Genomic DNA, 16,629 nt, shown 5'->3' on the forward strand with positions numbered 1-16,629 from the left:
AGGAGGTCCACTTTCTGATGAACCGTTTAAAAGCTAAATACCAAGACGAAATCGTCAAAGTAATGATGGAGAAATTCAATTACAGTTCTGTAATGCAAGCGCCGAAAGTCGATAAAATCGTAATCAACATGGGTGTTGGTGACGCTGTTACGAACTCTAAGGCACTTGACATGGCAGTTGAAGAGCTTCAGCTCCTCACTGGTCAGAAACCACTCATCACGAAAGCTAAGAAATCAATCGCTGGTTTCAAACTTCGTGAAGGTATGCCAATCGGTGCGAAGGTTACACTTCGTGGCGAGCGCATGTACGAATTCCTCGACAAGTTGATCAACGTGTCACTTCCACGTGTACGTGACTTCCGTGGCGTATCGAAAAAATCTTTCGATGGCCGTGGTAACTACACGCTAGGCGTGAAGGAACAATTGATCTTCCCAGAGATCGACTACGATCGCGTATCGAAAGTCCGTGGTATGGACATCGTTATCGTAACTACTGCTAACACGGATGAAGAGTCACGTGAGCTTCTCACTGCACTCGGCATGCCATTCCAAAAATAAGGGAGGTCGACAACATGGCTAAGAAATCAATGATCGCACGTGAAGTAAAACGTCAAGCACTCGTTGAGCGCTACGCTGAAAAACGCGCAGAATTGAAAGCACAAGGCGACTACATCGGCTTGAGCAAACTCCCACGTAACTCTTCAGCGGTTCGTTTACACAACCGTTGTAGTATCACTGGCCGTCCACACGGTTACATTGGTAAATTCGGTATCAGCCGTATTAAGTTCCGTGATCTTGCTCATAAAGGTCAAATCCCTGGTGTTAAAAAAGCAAGCTGGTAATTCATTAAAGTTGTGAAAGGAGGTACATCGCATGGTTATGACAGATCCGATTGCAGATATGCTTACACGCATTCGTAATGCAAACATGGTTCGCCATGAGAAGTTGGAAATGCCAGCTTCTACAATCAAACGTGAAGTCGCTGAAATCCTCAAACGTGAAGGTTTCATCCGCGATGTTGAATATCTCGAGGACAGCAAACAAGGTACGCTCCGCGTATTCCTTAAATACGGCGCAAGCAACGAGCGCGTCATCACTGGACTCAAACGCATCTCGAAACCAGGTCTTCGCGTTTACGCGAAAGCTGATGAAATCCCGAAAGTACTCGGTGGTCTCGGAATCGCTATCGTTTCAACATCTAAAGGTGTAATGACTGATAAAGAAGCTCGCCAACAAAAAGTCGGCGGCGAAGTGATCGCATACATCTGGTAATACACGCATAAAAAGAACGGAGGTGTCTTAAATGTCACGTATTGGTAAAAAGCCAGTCGTCATCCCAGCAGGCGTTACAGTAACAGTTGAAAACAACACGGTTACGGTAAAAGGTCCTAAAGGGGAACTCTCACGCGAGTTCAGCCCAGCTATGGCGATCAACGTAGAAGGTAATGAATTGACTGTCACTCGTCCGAACGACGAGAAAGCAAGCCGTACGATCCACGGAACGACTCGTGCGCTTATCGCGAACATGGTCGAAGGTGTTAGCAACGGTTTCGCTAAGACACTTGATATCCAAGGTGTTGGTTACCGTGCACAAAAGCAAGGTAACAAAATCGTACTCAACCTCGGTTACTCACACCCAATCGAGTACACTCCGGAACAAGGCATCGAAGTCGAAGTTCCTACGAATACGCAACTCATCGTTCGCGGAATCAGCAAAGAACGTGTTGGTCACGTCGCTGCATTGATCCGTTCGTACCGTCAACCTGAGCCGTACAAAGGTAAAGGTATTCGTTACAGTGATGAAGTCGTTCGTCGTAAAGAAGGTAAAACAGGTAAGTAATTCGCGAATGCGAATTGACCGGAAAGGAGTGGCATAAATGATCTCAAAGGCAGATAAAAACGCTACGCGTAAAAAACGTCATGGTCGTGTCCGTCGTACAATCATCGGGACTGCAACACGTCCACGTATGAACGTATTCCGTTCGAACAAGAACATTTACGTACAAGTCATTGACGATGCAACACATGCAACACTCGCATCTGCATCATCACTCGACCTTGAAAAAGGCAACACGACTGACGCTGCGGCAGCAGTTGGTAAGCTCGCAGCTGAGCGCGCTCTTGAAAAAGGTATCGAAACAGTCGTTTTCGACCGTGGAGGATATCTCTATCATGGACGTATCAAAGCTGTAGCTGAAGCAGCTCGTGAAGCTGGTCTCAAATTCTAATAGAAAAGGAGGGAACCTCTACATGCGCCAGTTAGAAATTAACATGGATCAACTCGAAGAACGCGTTGTTACCGTAAACCGCGTCGCGAAAGTAGTAAAAGGTGGCCGTCGCTTCCGTTTTGCTGCCCTCGTCGTCGTTGGTGACAAGAATGGTCACGTAGGTTTCGGTACGGGTAAAGCTCAGGAAGTGCCTGAAGCGATCCGTAAAGCAATCGAAGATGCTAAGAAAAACATGGTTAACGTTCCAATCGTTAACACAACAATTCCACACGAAGTCAACGGTGTATTCGGTGCAGGTCACGTCTTCTTGAAGCCTGCTTCTGAAGGTACTGGAGTCATCGCTGGTGGTCCAGTTCGTGCGGTTCTCGAATTAGCGGGAATCAACGACATTCTTTCAAAATCACTTGGATCAAGCACTCCAATCAACATGGTTCGTGCGACTGTCGAAGGTCTCACATCACTCAAACGTGCTGAAGAAGTTGCGAAACTCCGCGGTAAAACCGTCGAAGAACTTCGCGGTTAAGAAAGGGAGGGAAAACAGATGGCGAAACTCGCAGTTACCCTCACACGCAGCATGATCGGTCGTCCGGAGAACCAACGCGTTACTACTCGTACGCTTGGTCTCCGTAAGATGCACCAGACTGTTGTCGTACCTGACAACGCTGCTATGCGTGGGATGATTAACCACGTGTCACACTTAGTGACAGTAAAAGAAATTCAAGAGTAATAGTTCGATATAATTTTATGAGGAGGTGCCCCACTATGAAACTCCATGAATTGAAACCAGCTGCTGGTTCACGTTCAGAACGCAACCGTGTAGGTCGCGGTATGTCTTCTGGTAACGGTAAGACTTCTGGCCGTGGTCACAAAGGTCAAAAAGCTCGTTCAGGCGGTGGTGTTCGTCCAGGTTTCGAAGGTGGACAAAACCCACTTTACCGTCGTTTACCAAAACGCGGCTTCAACAACCCAACTCGTAAAGAGTTCGCGGTCATTAACCTTGACACACTCAACCGTTTTGAAGAAGGAACTGAAGTCACTCCAGAACTTCTTGTCGAGACTCGTGCAGTCAAAGGCATGAAAGACGGCGTGAAAATTCTTTCTAACGGTAAGATCGAAAAGAAACTAACAGTCAAAGCTCATAAGTTCTCCGACGCTGCGAAGCAAGCAATCGAAGCTGCCGGCGGTACGGTTGAGGTGATCTAATGTTTCAAGCGATCTCCAATATGTGGCGCGTAGCTGACATTCGTCGGCGCATTCTCTTTACCTTGGCATTGGTTATCGTGTTCCGGATTGGAGCACATATCCCGGTGCCGATGGTAAACACGGAAGTGTTCAAGATTGACCAGAATGGTATTCTTGGTTTCTTGAACTCGTTCGGCGGGAATGCTTTGCAGAATTTCTCACTCTTTGCGATGGGAATCATGCCGTATATCACGGCCTCGATCGTTGTCCAACTCTTACAGATGGACGTTGTTCCAAAGTTTGCCGAATGGGCAAAACAAGGAGAGGCGGGCCGTAAGAAGTTAGCAACGGTAACGCGCTATGGAACGATCGTACTCGGCTTAGTCCAAGCGTTTGGAATCGCGCTTGGATTTAACCGTATCTACCCAGGTCTTGTCGACGAACAGTTCGGCACCTGGACATACGTTATGATTGCACTCGTATTGACAGCGGGAACAGCATTCTTGATGTTCATTGGTGAACTCATCACGGAGAAGGGCATTGGTAACGGGATATCAATGATCATCTTCGCTGGGATCGTCGCGGGCTTCCCGAATGCATTCCGCCAGATTTACGAAACGAAGCTCCAAAATGCAGGGGATGCTTTGTTTGTAAACGTGCTTTATATCGTACTCTTGCTTTTAATCATCATCGCGGTCATCGTCGGAGTCATCTATGTTCAGCAAGCTGCACGTAAGATTCCGATTCAGTACGCTAAGCGTACGGTGAACCGGACACCAGTTGGCGGTCAATCGGCACACTTACCGATCAAATTGAACGCTGCCGGTGTTATTCCAGTCATCTTCGCGGTGTCGTTCATGGTGACGCCACCAACGATTGCGAGTTTCTTTGCAAGTCCGGAAACGGCAACGAAGATCCGTGACATCTTCGACTACACGAGTCCAATCGGTATGTCGATCTATGTGGCACTGATCATCGCGTTCTCGTACTTCTACACATTCGTTCAGGTTAACCCGGAACAAATGGCAGAGAACCTTCAAAAACAAGGCGGATACATTCCTGGTATTCGTCCTGGTAAGCAAACGGAGCAGTACATCACGAAGATTCTATACCGTCTGACATTCTTCGGTTCACTATTCCTCGCTGTCATCGCGGTGACGCCGACATTCTTCATTAAGTTTGCTGGCTTACCGAACTCGGTGCAGATTGGTGGAACGAGCTTGTTGATCGTCATCGGCGTAGGACTAGAGACGATGAAACAGATTGAAAGCCAATTGGTTAAACGACACTACAAAGGCTTTATCCGATAAGGCGGGAGGAAGGGGACCATCCCTTTCCTTTCTGTTGTGTCTATAGAGCTATAGAAGTGGAGGCTACCGACATGAATCTAGTATTGATGGGTTTGCCGGGTGCTGGTAAAGGAACGCAGGCTGCGAAAATCATCGAAGACTATGCGATCCCCCACATCTCGACAGGCGACATGTTCCGCGCGGCGATCAAAGATTCAACGCCACTCGGACAAGAAGCGAAATCATACATGGATAAAGGGGAACTCGTTCCGGACGAAGTCACAATCGGCATCGTACGTGAGCGTCTCGCCAAAGAAGACTGTGCAAATGGTTTTCTCCTTGACGGTTTCCCACGCACAGTGAAACAAGCAGATGCTCTTGAAGCATTACTTGAAGATCTGGGCAAACAAATTGATCACGTCATCCACATCGGTGTAGACCCGGAGAAACTTGTCCCTCGTTTGACAGGTCGCCGGATTTGCCCAACTTGCGGAGCAACGTATCATGTTCTCTACAACCCACCAAAAGTGGAGGGGATCTGTGATATCGACGGATCAGCACTTGTACAACGTGAAGATGACCAAGAGGAGACAGTACGTCGTCGCTTGGAAGTCAACGTCGCTCAAGCGCAACCTTTGATTGACTTTTACGCAGAAAAAGGGTATCTTCGTAATTTGGACGGTGATCGTCCAATCAACGATGTATATTCCGATGTTCAGGCACTCCTTGGTGATCAGTAATGATCATCACGAAAGCGCCGCGTGAAATCGACATCATGCGTAAAGCAGGACAAATCGTCGCCCGGACGCATAAGGAGCTTCAAGCTCACATTCGCCCAGGTATCACGACGGGGCAACTCGACGCGATCGCTGAACGCTATATTCGAAGTCAAGGGGCAACACCATCGTTTAAAGGGTATAATGGTTTCACGGGTAGCATCTGTGCTTCCGTGAACGAAGAGCTTGTCCATGGTATTCCGGGAGATCGTGTACTTCAGGACGGTGACATCATCTCGATTGACATCGGAGCAGAGTACAATGGGTATCACGGAGATTCAGCCTGGACATATCCGGTAGGTACAATCTCTGAAGAGACGAAGCGGTTACTTGACGTAACTGAAGAATCTCTGTATAAAGGATTGGAGCGCGCCAAAGCTGGCGTGCACCTGACAGATATTTCGCATGCGATTCAGTCACATGTTGAAGCTGCGAATTTTTCTGTAGTCCGCGAATATGTGGGCCACGGCGTGGGACAAAATTTGCATGAAGATCCGCAAATTCCACATTATGGACCACCGGGGAAAGGGCCGCGCCTGAAAACCGGCATGACACTGGCAATTGAGCCAATGGTCAATGTCGGGAAACGCTATGTTCGCACACTATCCGACAATTGGACGGTAGTGACGGTGGACGGTAGCATGTGCGCCCACTTTGAGCACACCATCGCCATCACAGACGACGGCTACGAGATCTTAACGGTCGATGCAGAGTGAGCTGTGCGCGTTATTGGTGTCACCTTTCTATAAGCCAGTATCCACTCGTGTTTGTGACCGATGATCTCTCAATGGCTCTTGTAGAAAGCCCCTAGCGCTACAAATCGTCTGGGCTCCCAATCAACTTTATAGAGAAAGGGGTATAATTGATGGCGAAACAAGATGTAATCGAAGTGGAAGGTACGGTTATCGAGCCGCTTCCAAACGCGATGTTTAAGGTGGAGTTAGAAAACGGCCACACGGTCCTCGCGCACGTCTCAGGAAAAATTCGGATGCACTTCATTCGGATCTTGCCAGGAGATAAAGTAACGGTTGAGTTGTCACCATACGACTTGACTCGCGGACGGATCACATACCGTTTCAAATAAAAACTCCGATTTTTTCAGGAGGAGGTATTCACAATGAAAGTAAGACCTTCGGTTAAACCGATCTGTGAAAAATGTAAAGTTATCCGCCGTAAAGGCAAAGTAATGGTTATTTGCGAAAACCCTAAGCATAAACAAAAACAAGGGTAATTAAACAAGGAGGTGCACACATGGCACGTATTGCTGGTGTAGATATTCCACGTGAGAAACGCATCGTCATCTCACTCACTTACATCTATGGTGTTGGTAAAACGACTGCTCAAAAAGTCTTGAAAGAAACTGGTATCTCTGAAGATACTCGTACTCGCGACTTGACTGAGGAACAATTGAACCAACTTCGTGATGGTTTAGACAAAATCAAAGTTGAGGGTGACCTTCGTCGTGAAATCTCACTCAACATCAAACGTTTGATCGAAATCGGTTGCTACCGTGGTGTTCGTCACCGTCGTGGTCTTCCAGTTCGTGGTCAAAACACTAAAAACAACTCGCGTACTCGTAAAGGCCCACGCCGTACAGTAGCGAACAAGAAGAAGTAAGGGAGGGTAAACTAAGATGGCAAAACGCAAACAGAACGTTCGTAGTAAACGTAAAGTCAAAAAGAATATTGAATCTGGTATCGTGCATATCCGTTCAACATTCAACAACACGATCGTTACGATCACTGATATGCAAGGGAATGCAATCTCTTGGGCAACTGCAGGTAACATGGGCTTCAAAGGCTCACGTAAATCGACTCCTTTCGCTGCACAAATGGCATCTGAAACAGCTGCTAAAACAGCAATGGATAACGGTATGCGTACTGTAGAAGTTAACGTTAAAGGTCCTGGTGCAGGTCGTGAAGCAGCTATCCGTGCTCTTCAAGCGATCGGTCTCGAAGTTACTGCAATCCGTGACGTTACTCCAGTACCACACAACGGTTGCCGCCCTCCAAAACGTCGTCGCGTGTAACCCGTCTTGTACTGCAGAGCGGGGATTCGAGTAGACTTTTGTTGATCGTTTGACCAAGCAAGGCAGTAGAAACGTACACAAGACGGTTGGCGATTGAACGCGATGGCCAACATGACGATATTCAAGGAGGGGTTCAGATGATCGAAATCGAAAAACCGAAGATTGAAACGATCGAGTTAAGCGAGAACGCTACGTTTGGTAAATTCGTAGTTGAGCCGCTTGAGCGTGGATTCGGTACAACGCTTGGTAACTCATTGCGTCGTATCCTATTGTCTTCACTTCCGGGTGCTGCAGTCACTGCAGTCCAAATCGATGGCGTTCTTCATGAGTTCTCGACGATTGATGGCGTTGTAGAAGACGTTACCCAAATCATCTTGAACCTTAAGAAACTCGCCCTCAAAGTGTACTCGGAAGAAGAGAAAACGCTTGAGATCGATATTCAAGGCGCTGGTGTTGTCACTGCTGCGAACATTACGCATGACAGCGACGTCGAAATCCTCAACCCAGAACTTCACATCGCAACGCTTGCAGAAGGTGCATCACTTCATATGCGTCTGACAGCACGCCGTGGTCGTGGGTATGTTCAGGCTGAAGATAACAAACGGGACGATATGCCAATCGGTGTAATCCCAATCGACTCGATTTACACGCCAATTCAACGTGTAAATTATCAAGTTGAAAAAACACGTGTCGGTCAAGATGCGAGCTTCGATAAGTTGACGCTTGATGTTTGGACGGACGGTTCAATCCGCCCTGAAGAAGCAGTGTCACTCGGTGCGAAAATCATGACAGAACACTTAAACATCTTTGTTGGTCTTACGGACGAAGCGCTCCATGCTGAAATCATGGTCGAAAAGGAAGAAGATCAAAAAGAAAAAGTACTCGAAATGACGATCGAAGAACTCGATCTCTCAGTTCGTTCGTACAACTGTTTGAAACGCGCTGGTATCAACACGGTTCAAGAACTCGCGAACAAGAGCGAAGACGAGATGATGAAAGTCCGTAACCTCGGACGTAAATCACTCGAGGAAGTTCAAGCGAAACTCGACGAACTCGGACTAGGCTTGCGCAAAGAAGACTAATACTATTAATTGCACGAAGGAGGGAATCCATCCATGGCATACTCGAAATTAGGCCGTACAAGCTCACAACGTAAGGCACTTTTGCGTGACCTTGCGACTGATCTCATCATCAATGAGCGTATCCAAACTACAGAACAAAAAGCGAAGGAACTTCGTCCAGTCGTAGAGAAACTCATCACTTTAGGTAAACGCGGTGATCTCCACGCTCGTCGTCAAGTTGCATCGTTCGTTCGCCGTGAAGCTGCTGGTCAAAACGCAGAGGGCAAAGCACAAGACGCGATCCAAAAATTATTCGCTGATGTGGCTCCACGTTTTGCTGAGCGTCAAGGTGGTTACACACGCATCATGAAAATGGGACCACGTCGTGGTGACGGCGCAGAAATGGTCATCATCGAACTCGTTTAATCCTCATTAAATGATTCGCCATAAAAGGGCAGTGCGTATCCCGCTTCTGCCCTTTTGCTACAAAATGAAAGTATTGATTTGATGAAGGAGGAGAGATCATGGACAAGCTGATTGAACTGGAACAGGTCACCTATCGGTATCCGGAACAGGAGCAAGCAGCCCTACAAGAAGTCTCTCTGACGATTCGTTCAGGTGAATGGGTCGCCATCGTTGGTCACAACGGCTCTGGAAAATCAACGCTGACGAAATTGTTTAATGGACTGTTGTTACCGGAGACAGGGACCGTTACGGTTGCTGAACGCTTTTCAAGTGCGAATCCGGAACAACTGTGGGAGATGCGTCGAGCAATCGGCATCGTCTTCCAAAATCCAGACAATCAATTCGTTGGCACGACCGTGCGCGACGACGTGGCATTTGCTCTAGAAAACTGGGGTGTGCCACGCGAGGAAATGGTTCGTCGTATCGACGACAGTCTAGCGCGCGTTGGCCTTACGGATTTTGTTGATCGGGAACCCCATCAACTATCCGGCGGACAGAAGCAGCGTGTCGCAATCGCTTCGGCGCTTGCGATGCGCCCTGATGTTCTCGTGCTCGATGAAGCCACATCGATGCTTGATCCATTAGCACGACAAGAGGTCATGTCGACCGTTCAGGAACTCCATGCGACCCACCCAATGGCGGTCATCGCGATTACACACGAATTAGACGAAGTATTACGGGCTAGTCGTGTCATCGTCATGGATGCCGGGAAAATCGTATTAGAAGGATCCCCTCAGGAAGTCTTTCGTCATGCATCGTTCTTAGAAGACATCGGACTCGATGTTCCATTCGTTGTTCGGGTACAAGAACGCTTACGGGCGCAAGGTCTCTCACTCGAGGAGACGATACTAGATGAAAGAGAATTGGTGAACCGTTTATGCCAATCTTAATCCAGGAATTAAATTATACGTATCAACTCAATAGTCCGTTCGAACGAGTCGCGCTACGTGATGTGAATCTTGAGATTCCGTCAGGGGCGCTTGTTGCGTTTGTAGGGCACACCGGATCCGGGAAATCGACGCTCGTGCAACACATCAATGGGTTGCTCAAGCCGACAGCGGGGAAGGTACAAGTCGATGACATCATCGTCGAACCGAAGAAAAAACAAGATCTCAAGCCATTAAGACGTCGCGTCGGGCTTGTTTTTCAATATCCGGAATATCAATTGTTCGAAGAGACGGTCTTAAAAGATGTCATGTTCGGTCCTATGAACTTCGGTCATGACGCCGCGACGGCTGAGCAATTAGCGAAAGAGGCATTACGGACTGTCGGACTCGATGAAGTCTTTTGGAGTCGTTCGCCGTTTGACCTGTCTGGTGGGCAAATGAGGCGTGTTGCAATTGCCGGCGTACTCGCTAGTCAACCAGACGTGTTGATCGTCGATGAGCCGACGGCAGGACTCGATCCGCAAGGACGCAAGCATATGCTGAGTCTATTTGCCCGGCTCCATGCAGAGACCGGTATGACGTTGCTCCTGATCACGCACGACATGGATCAGGTGCTTGAGTATGCCGAGCGCGTCATCGTCATGGAAAACGCTCAGGTGGCGTTTGACGGGCTACCGCTTGACCTGTTTAAAGAAGAGACATTGCTCGAGCAATTCCACCTCGATCTTCCGCACGTCTTATCGCTTGCTTGGCAAGTTGCTGATCGGCGTGGATTGCAACGACCGGACATCCGGACGGAGACCGAGTTGATCGAGTGGTTGATGACGAAAGGGGGGAGCGAATGATCGTCGGACAACATATTCCCGGTCAGTCGTACTTGCACCGGTCGTCGGCACTCGCGAAGATCATCTTTGCTTTCTGCTTCATTCCGCTCGTCTTTCTCGCGAACAACGCAGCAACGAATATTTTTTTACTTGTCTTTACGTTCTTAGCACTCATGAGTAGTCGCTTACCGCTTCGTTATGTTCTAAAAGGACTGCGACCGATTTTATTCCTGATCGTCTTTACGTTCGTCATCCAGCTATTCTTCACGCGCGAAGGGGCTGTACTCTTTGAGTTCGGCTGGCTTCGGATCTATGAAGAAGGACTGCGACTCGCGATCATCGTCTCATTGCGTTTCTTCTATCTTGTCTCGATCACGACACTCGTCACGCTGACGACCTCACCGATCGAATTGACAGATGCGATTGAGTTGTTGTTAAAGCCGTTCAAGGTCGTCCGTGTTCCAACGCATGAGATCGCGCTCATGTTATCGATCTCGCTTCGGTTCTTACCAACCTTAGCGGAGGAGACGGAGAAAATCATGAAGGCACAGCAAGCACGTGGTGTTGATTTATCGGCAGGACCAATCAAGGAACGTTTACGGGCGATCATTCCGTTATTGATTCCGTTGTTCATCTCCGCCTTTAAGCGGGCAGAGGATCTTGCGACAGCAATGGAAGCGCGGGGATACCGTGGAGGAGAGGGGCGGACACGCCTACGGGAATCCAAGTGGACGATGCGGGATACAGGTCTGATGATCCTACTCGTCCTCCTAACGATCAGTTTAGTAGGATTGCGAGGGATCGGTTAATGCGTCGTTTAAAATGTACGATTCAATATGACGGAACCGGCTACGCCGGGTATCAGGTGCAACCAAACGGATTGACGATTCAAGAAGTGATTGAAACGACGCTTGCGCGGATGCACAAACATCCCGTCAAGATCATCGGGTCGGGACGGACGGATGCGAGGGTGCATGCCTACGGGCAAGTCATTCATTTTGATACGGAACTAGCGATTCCCCCGGAGAACGTCGTCAAGGCACTGAATACGCTCTTACCAGCGGATATTCGTGTCCGGAGCTGCGAGGAGGTCGAACCGACCTTTGAAGCGCGTTACGACGTCGTAGGGAAGGAATACCGCTATTTCGTCCGCCGCGAAGAAAATGCGTTTCGTCGGAATCTATCGGTTCATATTCCGTATCCGCTCGATCTCGAGCGCATCCGTCAAGGGATGGCCCATCTCGTCGGGACGCACGACTTCAGTTCGTTCTGTGTTGCGAAGACGGAAACGGATAACCGGGTTCGGACGATTTACGAGGCAGAGTTGATGACGATCGGTGACGAACTCGTCTTTCGGTTCCAGGGCAGTGGGTTTCTCTATAATCAAATCCGGATCATGGTCGGGACATTACTTGACGTCGGACGCGGTCGTTTTGCACCAGAGGACATTAAAAAAATGTTGCTGGCAAAGGACCGGAACGTCGCAGGCGTGACGGCGCCTCCTCATGGACTCTATCTATGGGAAGTTTTCTATCCGGAGTGAAAAAAGGCAATTGACATTGGCTATTAAAAAACATACAATGTTTATTGGCATTTCATTTATTATGAAACCACAATCTTAGCCCCGTACACCTAAGATTATGATAGATTCACCTAGTGAATAAATGAAAAATCAAAAACAGAACTTTTAATTCCTTAGGAGGTATTTTACATGCGCACAACTTTCATGGCGAAAGCTACTGATGTAGAACGCAAATGGCTCCTTATCGACGCTGAAGGTAAAACACTCGGTCGCCTTGCGAGCGAAGTTTCATCACTTCTCCGTGGTAAGCACAAGCCTACGTTCACACCACACGTTGACTGTGGGGATAACGTTATCCTCATCAACGTTGAGAAAATCGTTTTAACTGGTAACAAACTCGACAAAAAAGTCTACTACCGTCACTCTGGTCATCCAGGCGGCTTAAAGCAGACTGTTGCACGCGATATGCTTGCTAACAAACCTGAGCGCATGCTTGAACTCGCGATCAAAGGGATGCTTCCAAAAGGTAGCCTCGGTCGTCAAATGTTCAACAAACTCCACGTCTACGCTGGAGCTGCACACAAGCACGAAGCACAACAACCAGAAGTTTACGAACTTCGCGGTTAATACGAATTTAGGAGGAACTACACGATGGCAGATGTACGTTACTACGGCACTGGTCGCCGGAAACACGCGGCAGCGCGCGTTTTCCTCGTTGCTGGAGACGGTAAAGTCACAGTTAACGGTCGCGATATCAGCGAATACTTCGGTTATGAGACATTGATCATGACTGCAAAAGAACCACTCGTAATCACAGAAACAGAAGGCAAGTACGATGTAATCGTAACGGTCAAAGGCGGCGGCTTCACTGGTCAAGCAGGCGCTATCCGTCACGGTATCTCACGTGCTCTTCTTCAAGCGGATCCAGAATTCCGCGGCGCACTCAAAGCGAAAGGCTTCTTGACTCGTGATGCTCGTATGAAAGAGCGTAAAAAATACGGTCTTAAAGCAGCTCGTCGTGCACCACAATTCTCGAAACGTTAATTCTTTTCGAATCCCTCTCACCCTTGTGGTGGGAGGTTTTTTTGTGCATTGAAAAATCGCTCTCCTGACGAAGTGTCAGAACAGCGATTCAAGTCAAGACGACGGAGTGGAGCGTAATCGGTGCAATATCGTCAGAAGAAGATAGAGGATGACGATCGTCAGCGGGATGCTCCAAATAAAGAGAGATTGTATGAATTGGGTAGGTGTATGTGTCGTCGCTTGACCGACATGTCCCATAAAAGAGGTTTCTTCACTCAAGACGGTTGCATTGTCCGGTAACTCCGTCTTGGTAGCTACGGTCGGTTGCAGCGTCAGATACAGGATGAAGCCAAGGTGTAAGAGACAGGTGACGCCAAGCGTCCAAATAAAGCGTTTTTTCATAGGATGCTCCTTTTGATATGAGTTAAAATCATTCTGCATTCCATAAGTATAGCGGATTTTGTTTTCGGGAACAGGAGACAAAGGGAGTGAGCATAGATGGCATTATCGATCAACTGGTTACTCGAGCGAGCGAATCGGAAGTTGAATGCTTCGGGACTGTCGCGAGAAGTCGCCAAACGGACGCAAGAGGTCATCCGGGAGATGCATGCGCAAGGGATTTATGTCGGCGTCGCACAAGGGTACCGATCCATCGCAGAACAGAATCGGTTGTACGCACAGGGACGGACACTACCGGGACCAATCGTAACGAATGCACGCGGGGGACAATCGAATCATAACCGCGGCATTGCCGTCGACCTCTTTCAATATTCCAAAGACGGTACACAAGCGCTGTTTCGAAACGACCAAAGCTTTCAAAAGATTGTTGCTGCGATGAAACGACGTGGCTTTTCTTGGGGTGGGGACTGGACGAGCTTTAAGGACTATCCACACTTTGAATTACTAGGAGTGTCTGAAGAAACGCCGAATCGCTCTCGTGATATCGTTCCGTATCCAGGTCGTCCGTTGTATCAAGGTGCAGCCAATATGAATCCGCGGGATATCGAACGGATCCAACGTGCAGTCAAAGCAACCGTGACTCGGCGCTTTGATGCAGAGACGGCTCAGAAGGTGCGTGCCTATCAAACACGTCAAGGACTTGATGTCGATGGTGTCGTGGGTCCTCGTACATGGAACCGAATGTTCTAAAACGAGTGAATGATCGAGAGAAATGATGAAAACCGACACTGGACATGGAAAAGTCATCCTTTCCGGTGTCGAAATGTGCAAGCGCTCTCTTATTTTTGTTATACTAATAAGGATTAAATCGAACGTTTTCAGGGGGAAGGCACTATGTTGAATGAACAAGAAATTCGCGAGGTAGTCGGAACGCTCGTCGATCCGACGATTGACCGCCCGCTTGCAGATACGAACGGCATTCGTGACGTCCGGATTAAAGGTGATTATGTCAGTCTGAAAATTGCTTTAGCTCAATCTGGTTCTGGGGAGCAACTCGTGCTCCAACAGCAAATCGTCAAGGAACTAAAAGAAAAAGGATTCAAGACGGTGGGACTTCGTTTTGAAGCACTTGGTGATCACGGGATTCAAGCAGCTACGACACCGTCGATCCTCAAACCAGAATCTGGTACGACGTTCATCGCGATCGCTTCTGGTAAAGGGGGCGTCGGGAAATCAACGGTTTCCGTTAACTTAGCAGTCGCCCTCGCGCGAGCAGGCAAGAAAGTCGGGTTGATTGATGCCGATATCTACGGCTTTAGTGTTCCAGACATGATGGGAATCGAAACACGTCCGACTGTCGTCAACGACCGAATCGTTCCACCAGAACGCTTTGGCGTTAAGGTGATCTCAATGGGCTTCTTCGTCGAAGATAATGCACCAGTCATCTGGCGGGGACCAATGCTTGGGAAGATGCTCAACAACTTCTTCGCAGACGTCGAATGGGGCGATCTCGATTACTTGTTGCTTGATCTTCCGCCGGGGACAGGGGATGTCGCGCTCGACATTCATTCTATGCTCCCAAGTTGTCAGGAAGTCATCGTCACGACACCTCACGCAACAGCCGCTTTCGTTGCAGCACGAGCAGGAGCAATGGCGATCAAGACGAACCATCGTCTCCTCGGAATCGTCGAGAACATGGCGTACTTTGAAAGCAAAGTGACAGGCGAAAAAGAATATGTCTTCGGTAGTGGTGGCGGAGAGAGGTTGTCAGAAGCGTTAAAAACCGATATTCTAGCTAAGATTCCACTTGGACAACCATATGCGAACGATGCGGACTTCGCCCCATCGATCTATCGCGATGAACATCCATTTGAGACGTACTATAATGAACTCGCCACGCGTGTCATCGAAAAAGTAGAGGGATAAGAATGAAGATTAAAGGATTTTTGAAGCTGTTTTGGATGACGCTCCTAATCGGAACGCTCGCCGGCTTCGTGTTTAACTTGGTAGCGGAACCTGGATATATCCGAAATCAATCGATTAGCGGATATGTGACGGCTCTCTCCTACAGTAGTACGTGGACAGCCATCAGTTTGATGGGATTCTTCTCGTACTTGATCTTACATCGCGTCGGACTCGATTTATTCCGCGGCGCAAAGCTTTGGAATCGTGTCCAGGTCGTCTTGATCGCATTTGCACTATTTGATGGTGTCTACCTACGCGGATTAGCATATGGCTTTGATAAGACGAGCCTTTATATTGGTGAAATGGTCGTCTTGCTGTTAATAGCGTTCTTAGTCGCGCGGACGAAAGCACGGGAAACGAACTTTACAGCGTTCATTCCGACATTGTTCCTCATGACAGTCATCACGTTGATCGAATGGGTACCTGCTTTGCAGGCAACACAAGATAAGCGGATGTTATGGGCGGCGCTTGCGACACTTTTAATCTGTAATGCGTATCAGATTCTAATGCTGCATCGCTTGCAAGAAAAGCCCGCTTCTCAAGGACAATCTCAAAAACAGGCGTAACGAAAAAGACCCGCGAACGGGTAGTGTTTTACCGGTTCAAGCGGGTCTATCTTTTTTCTAAAGTTTTTTTAGAAAAACAGTTGACGAAAAAAACAAGAGTTGATATATTAATACATGTCGCTGAGGCACACGCCAAACGCGAGCTTCACAGACGAAAAAAACTTCAAAAAAGTAATTGACATTACATATTACTTTACTGTAAGATTTAAAAGTCGTCAAATGACATATTGGACTTTGAAAACTGAACGATGAGGCAAAAATCGTATTCTACGGAATACAAAAAACGAATGAAGCGCAAGCTTCGTCAATCGTGACTTCGGTCACAACAACGAGCAAGTCAAACACTTCATGGAGAGTTTGATCCTGGCTCAGGACGAACGCTGGCGGCGTGCCTAATACATGCAAGTCGAGCGC

The 16,629-nt window shown here is 48.2% G+C and carries 27 protein-coding genes and 1 rRNA gene; 27 read left to right on the forward strand and 1 reads right to left on the reverse strand.

Annotated features, from left to right (window positions below; genetic code table 11):
* Nucleotides 1–17 precede the first annotated feature (17 nt).
* The 23 genes from rplE to rpsI all read left to right on the forward strand — a co-directional run bounded on the left by rplE (nt 18) and on the right by rpsI (nt 13,306).
* The gene (gene rplE / locus KNQ12_RS16305) at nt 18–557 is read left to right on the forward strand and encodes a 50S ribosomal protein L5 (protein ID WP_023466635.1); all 540 of its coding nucleotides are present in this window, start codon (nt 18–20) and stop codon (nt 555–557) included.
* Nucleotides 558–571: 14 nt separating this feature from the next.
* The gene (gene rpsN / locus KNQ12_RS16310) at nt 572–841 is read left to right on the forward strand and encodes a 30S ribosomal protein S14 (RefSeq protein WP_023466636.1); all 270 of its coding nucleotides are present in this window, start codon (nt 572–574) and stop codon (nt 839–841) included.
* A 31-nt stretch (nt 842–872) separates the two neighbouring features.
* The gene (gene rpsH, locus KNQ12_RS16315; protein WP_012369023.1) at nt 873–1,271 is read left to right on the forward strand and encodes a 30S ribosomal protein S8; all 399 of its coding nucleotides are present in this window, start codon (nt 873–875) and stop codon (nt 1,269–1,271) included.
* Nucleotides 1,272–1,302: 31 nt separating this feature from the next.
* Complete coding sequence (gene rplF / locus KNQ12_RS16320) at nt 1,303–1,839, forward strand: 50S ribosomal protein L6 (RefSeq protein ID WP_023466637.1); 537 nt, start codon at nt 1,303–1,305, stop codon at nt 1,837–1,839.
* A gap of 37 nt (nt 1,840–1,876) precedes the next feature.
* Nucleotides 1,877–2,227 (forward strand): 50S ribosomal protein L18, encoded by a 351-nt coding sequence (rplR, locus tag KNQ12_RS16325; RefSeq protein WP_023466638.1) that lies wholly within the window; start codon nt 1,877–1,879, stop codon nt 2,225–2,227.
* A gap of 22 nt (nt 2,228–2,249) precedes the next feature.
* Nucleotides 2,250–2,750, forward strand: coding sequence for a 30S ribosomal protein S5 (gene rpsE / locus KNQ12_RS16330; protein WP_023466639.1), 501 nt, complete (start codon nt 2,250–2,252; stop codon nt 2,748–2,750).
* Nucleotides 2,751–2,768: 18 nt separating this feature from the next.
* Nucleotides 2,769–2,954 carry a 50S ribosomal protein L30 gene (gene rpmD, locus KNQ12_RS16335; RefSeq protein ID WP_023466640.1) on the forward strand — a complete coding sequence of 62 codons (186 nt, stop codon included), beginning with the start codon at nt 2,769–2,771 and terminating at the stop codon, nt 2,952–2,954.
* Nucleotides 2,955–2,989: 35 nt separating this feature from the next.
* The gene (rplO, locus tag KNQ12_RS16340; RefSeq protein ID WP_035399353.1) at nt 2,990–3,430 is read left to right on the forward strand and encodes a 50S ribosomal protein L15; all 441 of its coding nucleotides are present in this window, start codon (nt 2,990–2,992) and stop codon (nt 3,428–3,430) included.
* Entirely contained in the window at nt 3,430–4,719 is a 1,290-nt protein-coding gene (gene secY / locus KNQ12_RS16345) for a preprotein translocase subunit SecY (protein ID WP_023466642.1), read from the forward strand. Before rplO ends, secY begins: the two co-directional genes overlap by 1 nt.
* Before the next feature lie 71 nt (nt 4,720–4,790).
* Nucleotides 4,791–5,438, forward strand: a complete 648-nt coding sequence (locus KNQ12_RS16350) for an adenylate kinase (RefSeq protein WP_023466643.1) — start codon at nt 4,791–4,793, stop codon at nt 5,436–5,438.
* Complete coding sequence (gene map, locus KNQ12_RS16355; protein ID WP_023466644.1) at nt 5,438–6,190, forward strand: type I methionyl aminopeptidase; 753 nt, start codon at nt 5,438–5,440, stop codon at nt 6,188–6,190. The genes KNQ12_RS16350 and map overlap by 1 nt, the downstream gene beginning before the upstream one ends.
* 149 nt (nt 6,191–6,339) lie before the next feature.
* On the forward strand, nt 6,340–6,558 hold the full coding sequence (gene infA / locus KNQ12_RS16360; RefSeq protein WP_012369032.1) for a translation initiation factor IF-1: 219 nt from the start codon (nt 6,340–6,342) through the stop codon (nt 6,556–6,558).
* 33 nt (nt 6,559–6,591) lie between these two features.
* Entirely contained in the window at nt 6,592–6,705 is a 114-nt protein-coding gene (gene rpmJ / locus KNQ12_RS16365; RefSeq protein WP_003156543.1) for a 50S ribosomal protein L36, read from the forward strand.
* 20 nt (nt 6,706–6,725) lie between these two features.
* On the forward strand, nt 6,726–7,091 hold the full coding sequence (rpsM, locus tag KNQ12_RS16370; protein ID WP_023466646.1) for a 30S ribosomal protein S13: 366 nt from the start codon (nt 6,726–6,728) through the stop codon (nt 7,089–7,091).
* Nucleotides 7,092–7,107: 16 nt separating this feature from the next.
* Nucleotides 7,108–7,503, forward strand: coding sequence for a 30S ribosomal protein S11 (gene rpsK / locus KNQ12_RS16375; RefSeq protein WP_023466647.1), 396 nt, complete (start codon nt 7,108–7,110; stop codon nt 7,501–7,503).
* Nucleotides 7,504–7,640: 137 nt separating this feature from the next.
* Nucleotides 7,641–8,585, forward strand: a complete 945-nt coding sequence (locus tag KNQ12_RS16380) for a DNA-directed RNA polymerase subunit alpha (RefSeq protein WP_023466648.1) — start codon at nt 7,641–7,643, stop codon at nt 8,583–8,585.
* Nucleotides 8,586–8,618: 33 nt separating this feature from the next.
* Nucleotides 8,619–8,990, forward strand: coding sequence for a 50S ribosomal protein L17 (gene rplQ / locus KNQ12_RS16385; protein ID WP_023466649.1), 372 nt, complete (start codon nt 8,619–8,621; stop codon nt 8,988–8,990).
* A gap of 98 nt (nt 8,991–9,088) precedes the next feature.
* Nucleotides 9,089–9,919 carry an energy-coupling factor ABC transporter ATP-binding protein gene (locus tag KNQ12_RS16390; RefSeq protein ID WP_023466650.1) on the forward strand — a complete coding sequence of 277 codons (831 nt, stop codon included), beginning with the start codon at nt 9,089–9,091 and terminating at the stop codon, nt 9,917–9,919.
* Nucleotides 9,907–10,761 carry an energy-coupling factor transporter ATPase gene (locus tag KNQ12_RS16395; RefSeq protein ID WP_214749833.1) on the forward strand — a complete coding sequence of 285 codons (855 nt, stop codon included), beginning with the start codon at nt 9,907–9,909 and terminating at the stop codon, nt 10,759–10,761. Before KNQ12_RS16390 ends, KNQ12_RS16395 begins: the two co-directional genes overlap by 13 nt.
* Nucleotides 10,758–11,549, forward strand: coding sequence for an energy-coupling factor transporter transmembrane component T family protein (locus KNQ12_RS16400; protein WP_035399348.1), 792 nt, complete (start codon nt 10,758–10,760; stop codon nt 11,547–11,549). Before KNQ12_RS16395 ends, KNQ12_RS16400 begins: the two co-directional genes overlap by 4 nt.
* A complete protein-coding gene (gene truA, locus KNQ12_RS16405) occupies nt 11,549–12,283 on the forward strand; it encodes a tRNA pseudouridine(38-40) synthase TruA (protein WP_023466653.1) in 735 nt (244 codons plus the stop codon). The genes KNQ12_RS16400 and truA overlap by 1 nt, the downstream gene beginning before the upstream one ends.
* 168 nt (nt 12,284–12,451) lie before the next feature.
* Complete coding sequence (rplM, locus tag KNQ12_RS16410) at nt 12,452–12,889, forward strand: 50S ribosomal protein L13 (protein ID WP_023466654.1); 438 nt, start codon at nt 12,452–12,454, stop codon at nt 12,887–12,889.
* A 24-nt stretch (nt 12,890–12,913) separates the two neighbouring features.
* Nucleotides 12,914–13,306, forward strand: coding sequence for a 30S ribosomal protein S9 (gene rpsI / locus KNQ12_RS16415; RefSeq protein ID WP_023466655.1), 393 nt, complete (start codon nt 12,914–12,916; stop codon nt 13,304–13,306).
* 93 nt (nt 13,307–13,399) lie between these two features.
* Here the strand turns inward: rpsI and KNQ12_RS16420 are convergent, their stop codons facing one another.
* Nucleotides 13,400–13,687, reverse strand: coding sequence for a hypothetical protein (locus tag KNQ12_RS16420; RefSeq protein WP_055966771.1), 288 nt, complete (start codon nt 13,685–13,687; stop codon nt 13,400–13,402).
* Between the two features lie 96 nt (nt 13,688–13,783).
* Between KNQ12_RS16420 and KNQ12_RS16425 the strand changes: the two genes are divergently transcribed.
* The 4 genes from KNQ12_RS16425 to KNQ12_RS16440 all read left to right on the forward strand — a co-directional run.
* Entirely contained in the window at nt 13,784–14,434 is a 651-nt protein-coding gene (locus KNQ12_RS16425; RefSeq protein WP_055966774.1) for a M15 family metallopeptidase, read from the forward strand.
* Between the two features lie 144 nt (nt 14,435–14,578).
* A complete protein-coding gene (locus KNQ12_RS16430; RefSeq protein WP_023466657.1) occupies nt 14,579–15,610 on the forward strand; it encodes an Mrp/NBP35 family ATP-binding protein in 1,032 nt (343 codons plus the stop codon).
* Nucleotides 15,611–15,612: 2 nt separating this feature from the next.
* Nucleotides 15,613–16,215, forward strand: coding sequence for a KinB-signaling pathway activation protein (locus tag KNQ12_RS16435; RefSeq protein ID WP_058266102.1), 603 nt, complete (start codon nt 15,613–15,615; stop codon nt 16,213–16,215).
* 345 nt (nt 16,216–16,560) lie between these two features.
* Nucleotides 16,561–16,629 (forward strand): 16S ribosomal RNA (locus KNQ12_RS16440); the annotation flags it as partial.

This window comes from Exiguobacterium sp. s11, assembly GCF_018619015.1.
Taxonomy (GTDB): Bacteria; Bacillota; Bacilli; order Exiguobacteriales; family Exiguobacteriaceae; genus Exiguobacterium_A; species Exiguobacterium_A indicum.

Excerpts from the sequence above, each read along its gene's own strand:
- rplE (WP_023466635.1), top strand. The coding sequence starts at position 18 with ATGAACCGTTTAAAAGCTAAATACCAAGACGAAATCGTCAAAGTAATG.
- rpsN (WP_023466636.1), top strand. The coding sequence starts at position 572 with ATGGCTAAGAAATCAATGATCGCACGTGAAGTAAAACGTCAAGCACTC.
- rpsH (WP_012369023.1), top strand. The coding sequence starts at position 873 with ATGGTTATGACAGATCCGATTGCAGATATGCTTACACGCATTCGTAAT.
- rplF (WP_023466637.1), top strand. The coding sequence starts at position 1,303 with ATGTCACGTATTGGTAAAAAGCCAGTCGTCATCCCAGCAGGCGTTACA.
- rplR (WP_023466638.1), top strand. The coding sequence starts at position 1,877 with ATGATCTCAAAGGCAGATAAAAACGCTACGCGTAAAAAACGTCATGGT.
- rpsE (WP_023466639.1), top strand. The coding sequence starts at position 2,250 with ATGCGCCAGTTAGAAATTAACATGGATCAACTCGAAGAACGCGTTGTT.
- rpmD (WP_023466640.1), top strand. The coding sequence starts at position 2,769 with ATGGCGAAACTCGCAGTTACCCTCACACGCAGCATGATCGGTCGTCCG.
- rplO (WP_035399353.1), top strand. The coding sequence starts at position 2,990 with ATGAAACTCCATGAATTGAAACCAGCTGCTGGTTCACGTTCAGAACGC.
- secY (WP_023466642.1), top strand. The coding sequence starts at position 3,430 with ATGTTTCAAGCGATCTCCAATATGTGGCGCGTAGCTGACATTCGTCGG.
- KNQ12_RS16350 (WP_023466643.1), top strand. The coding sequence starts at position 4,791 with ATGAATCTAGTATTGATGGGTTTGCCGGGTGCTGGTAAAGGAACGCAG.
- map (WP_023466644.1), top strand. The coding sequence starts at position 5,438 with ATGATCATCACGAAAGCGCCGCGTGAAATCGACATCATGCGTAAAGCA.
- infA (WP_012369032.1), top strand. The coding sequence starts at position 6,340 with ATGGCGAAACAAGATGTAATCGAAGTGGAAGGTACGGTTATCGAGCCG.
- rpmJ (WP_003156543.1), top strand. The coding sequence starts at position 6,592 with ATGAAAGTAAGACCTTCGGTTAAACCGATCTGTGAAAAATGTAAAGTT.
- rpsM (WP_023466646.1), top strand. The coding sequence starts at position 6,726 with ATGGCACGTATTGCTGGTGTAGATATTCCACGTGAGAAACGCATCGTC.
- rpsK (WP_023466647.1), top strand. The coding sequence starts at position 7,108 with ATGGCAAAACGCAAACAGAACGTTCGTAGTAAACGTAAAGTCAAAAAG.
- KNQ12_RS16380 (WP_023466648.1), top strand. The coding sequence starts at position 7,641 with ATGATCGAAATCGAAAAACCGAAGATTGAAACGATCGAGTTAAGCGAG.
- rplQ (WP_023466649.1), top strand. The coding sequence starts at position 8,619 with ATGGCATACTCGAAATTAGGCCGTACAAGCTCACAACGTAAGGCACTT.
- KNQ12_RS16390 (WP_023466650.1), top strand. The coding sequence starts at position 9,089 with ATGGACAAGCTGATTGAACTGGAACAGGTCACCTATCGGTATCCGGAA.
- KNQ12_RS16395 (WP_214749833.1), top strand. The coding sequence starts at position 9,907 with ATGCCAATCTTAATCCAGGAATTAAATTATACGTATCAACTCAATAGT.
- KNQ12_RS16400 (WP_035399348.1), top strand. The coding sequence starts at position 10,758 with ATGATCGTCGGACAACATATTCCCGGTCAGTCGTACTTGCACCGGTCG.
- truA (WP_023466653.1), top strand. The coding sequence starts at position 11,549 with ATGCGTCGTTTAAAATGTACGATTCAATATGACGGAACCGGCTACGCC.
- rplM (WP_023466654.1), top strand. The coding sequence starts at position 12,452 with ATGCGCACAACTTTCATGGCGAAAGCTACTGATGTAGAACGCAAATGG.
- rpsI (WP_023466655.1), top strand. The coding sequence starts at position 12,914 with ATGGCAGATGTACGTTACTACGGCACTGGTCGCCGGAAACACGCGGCA.
- KNQ12_RS16420 (WP_055966771.1), bottom strand. The coding sequence starts at position 13,687 with ATGAAAAAACGCTTTATTTGGACGCTTGGCGTCACCTGTCTCTTACAC.
- KNQ12_RS16425 (WP_055966774.1), top strand. The coding sequence starts at position 13,784 with ATGGCATTATCGATCAACTGGTTACTCGAGCGAGCGAATCGGAAGTTG.
- KNQ12_RS16430 (WP_023466657.1), top strand. The coding sequence starts at position 14,579 with ATGTTGAATGAACAAGAAATTCGCGAGGTAGTCGGAACGCTCGTCGAT.
- KNQ12_RS16435 (WP_058266102.1), top strand. The coding sequence starts at position 15,613 with ATGAAGATTAAAGGATTTTTGAAGCTGTTTTGGATGACGCTCCTAATC.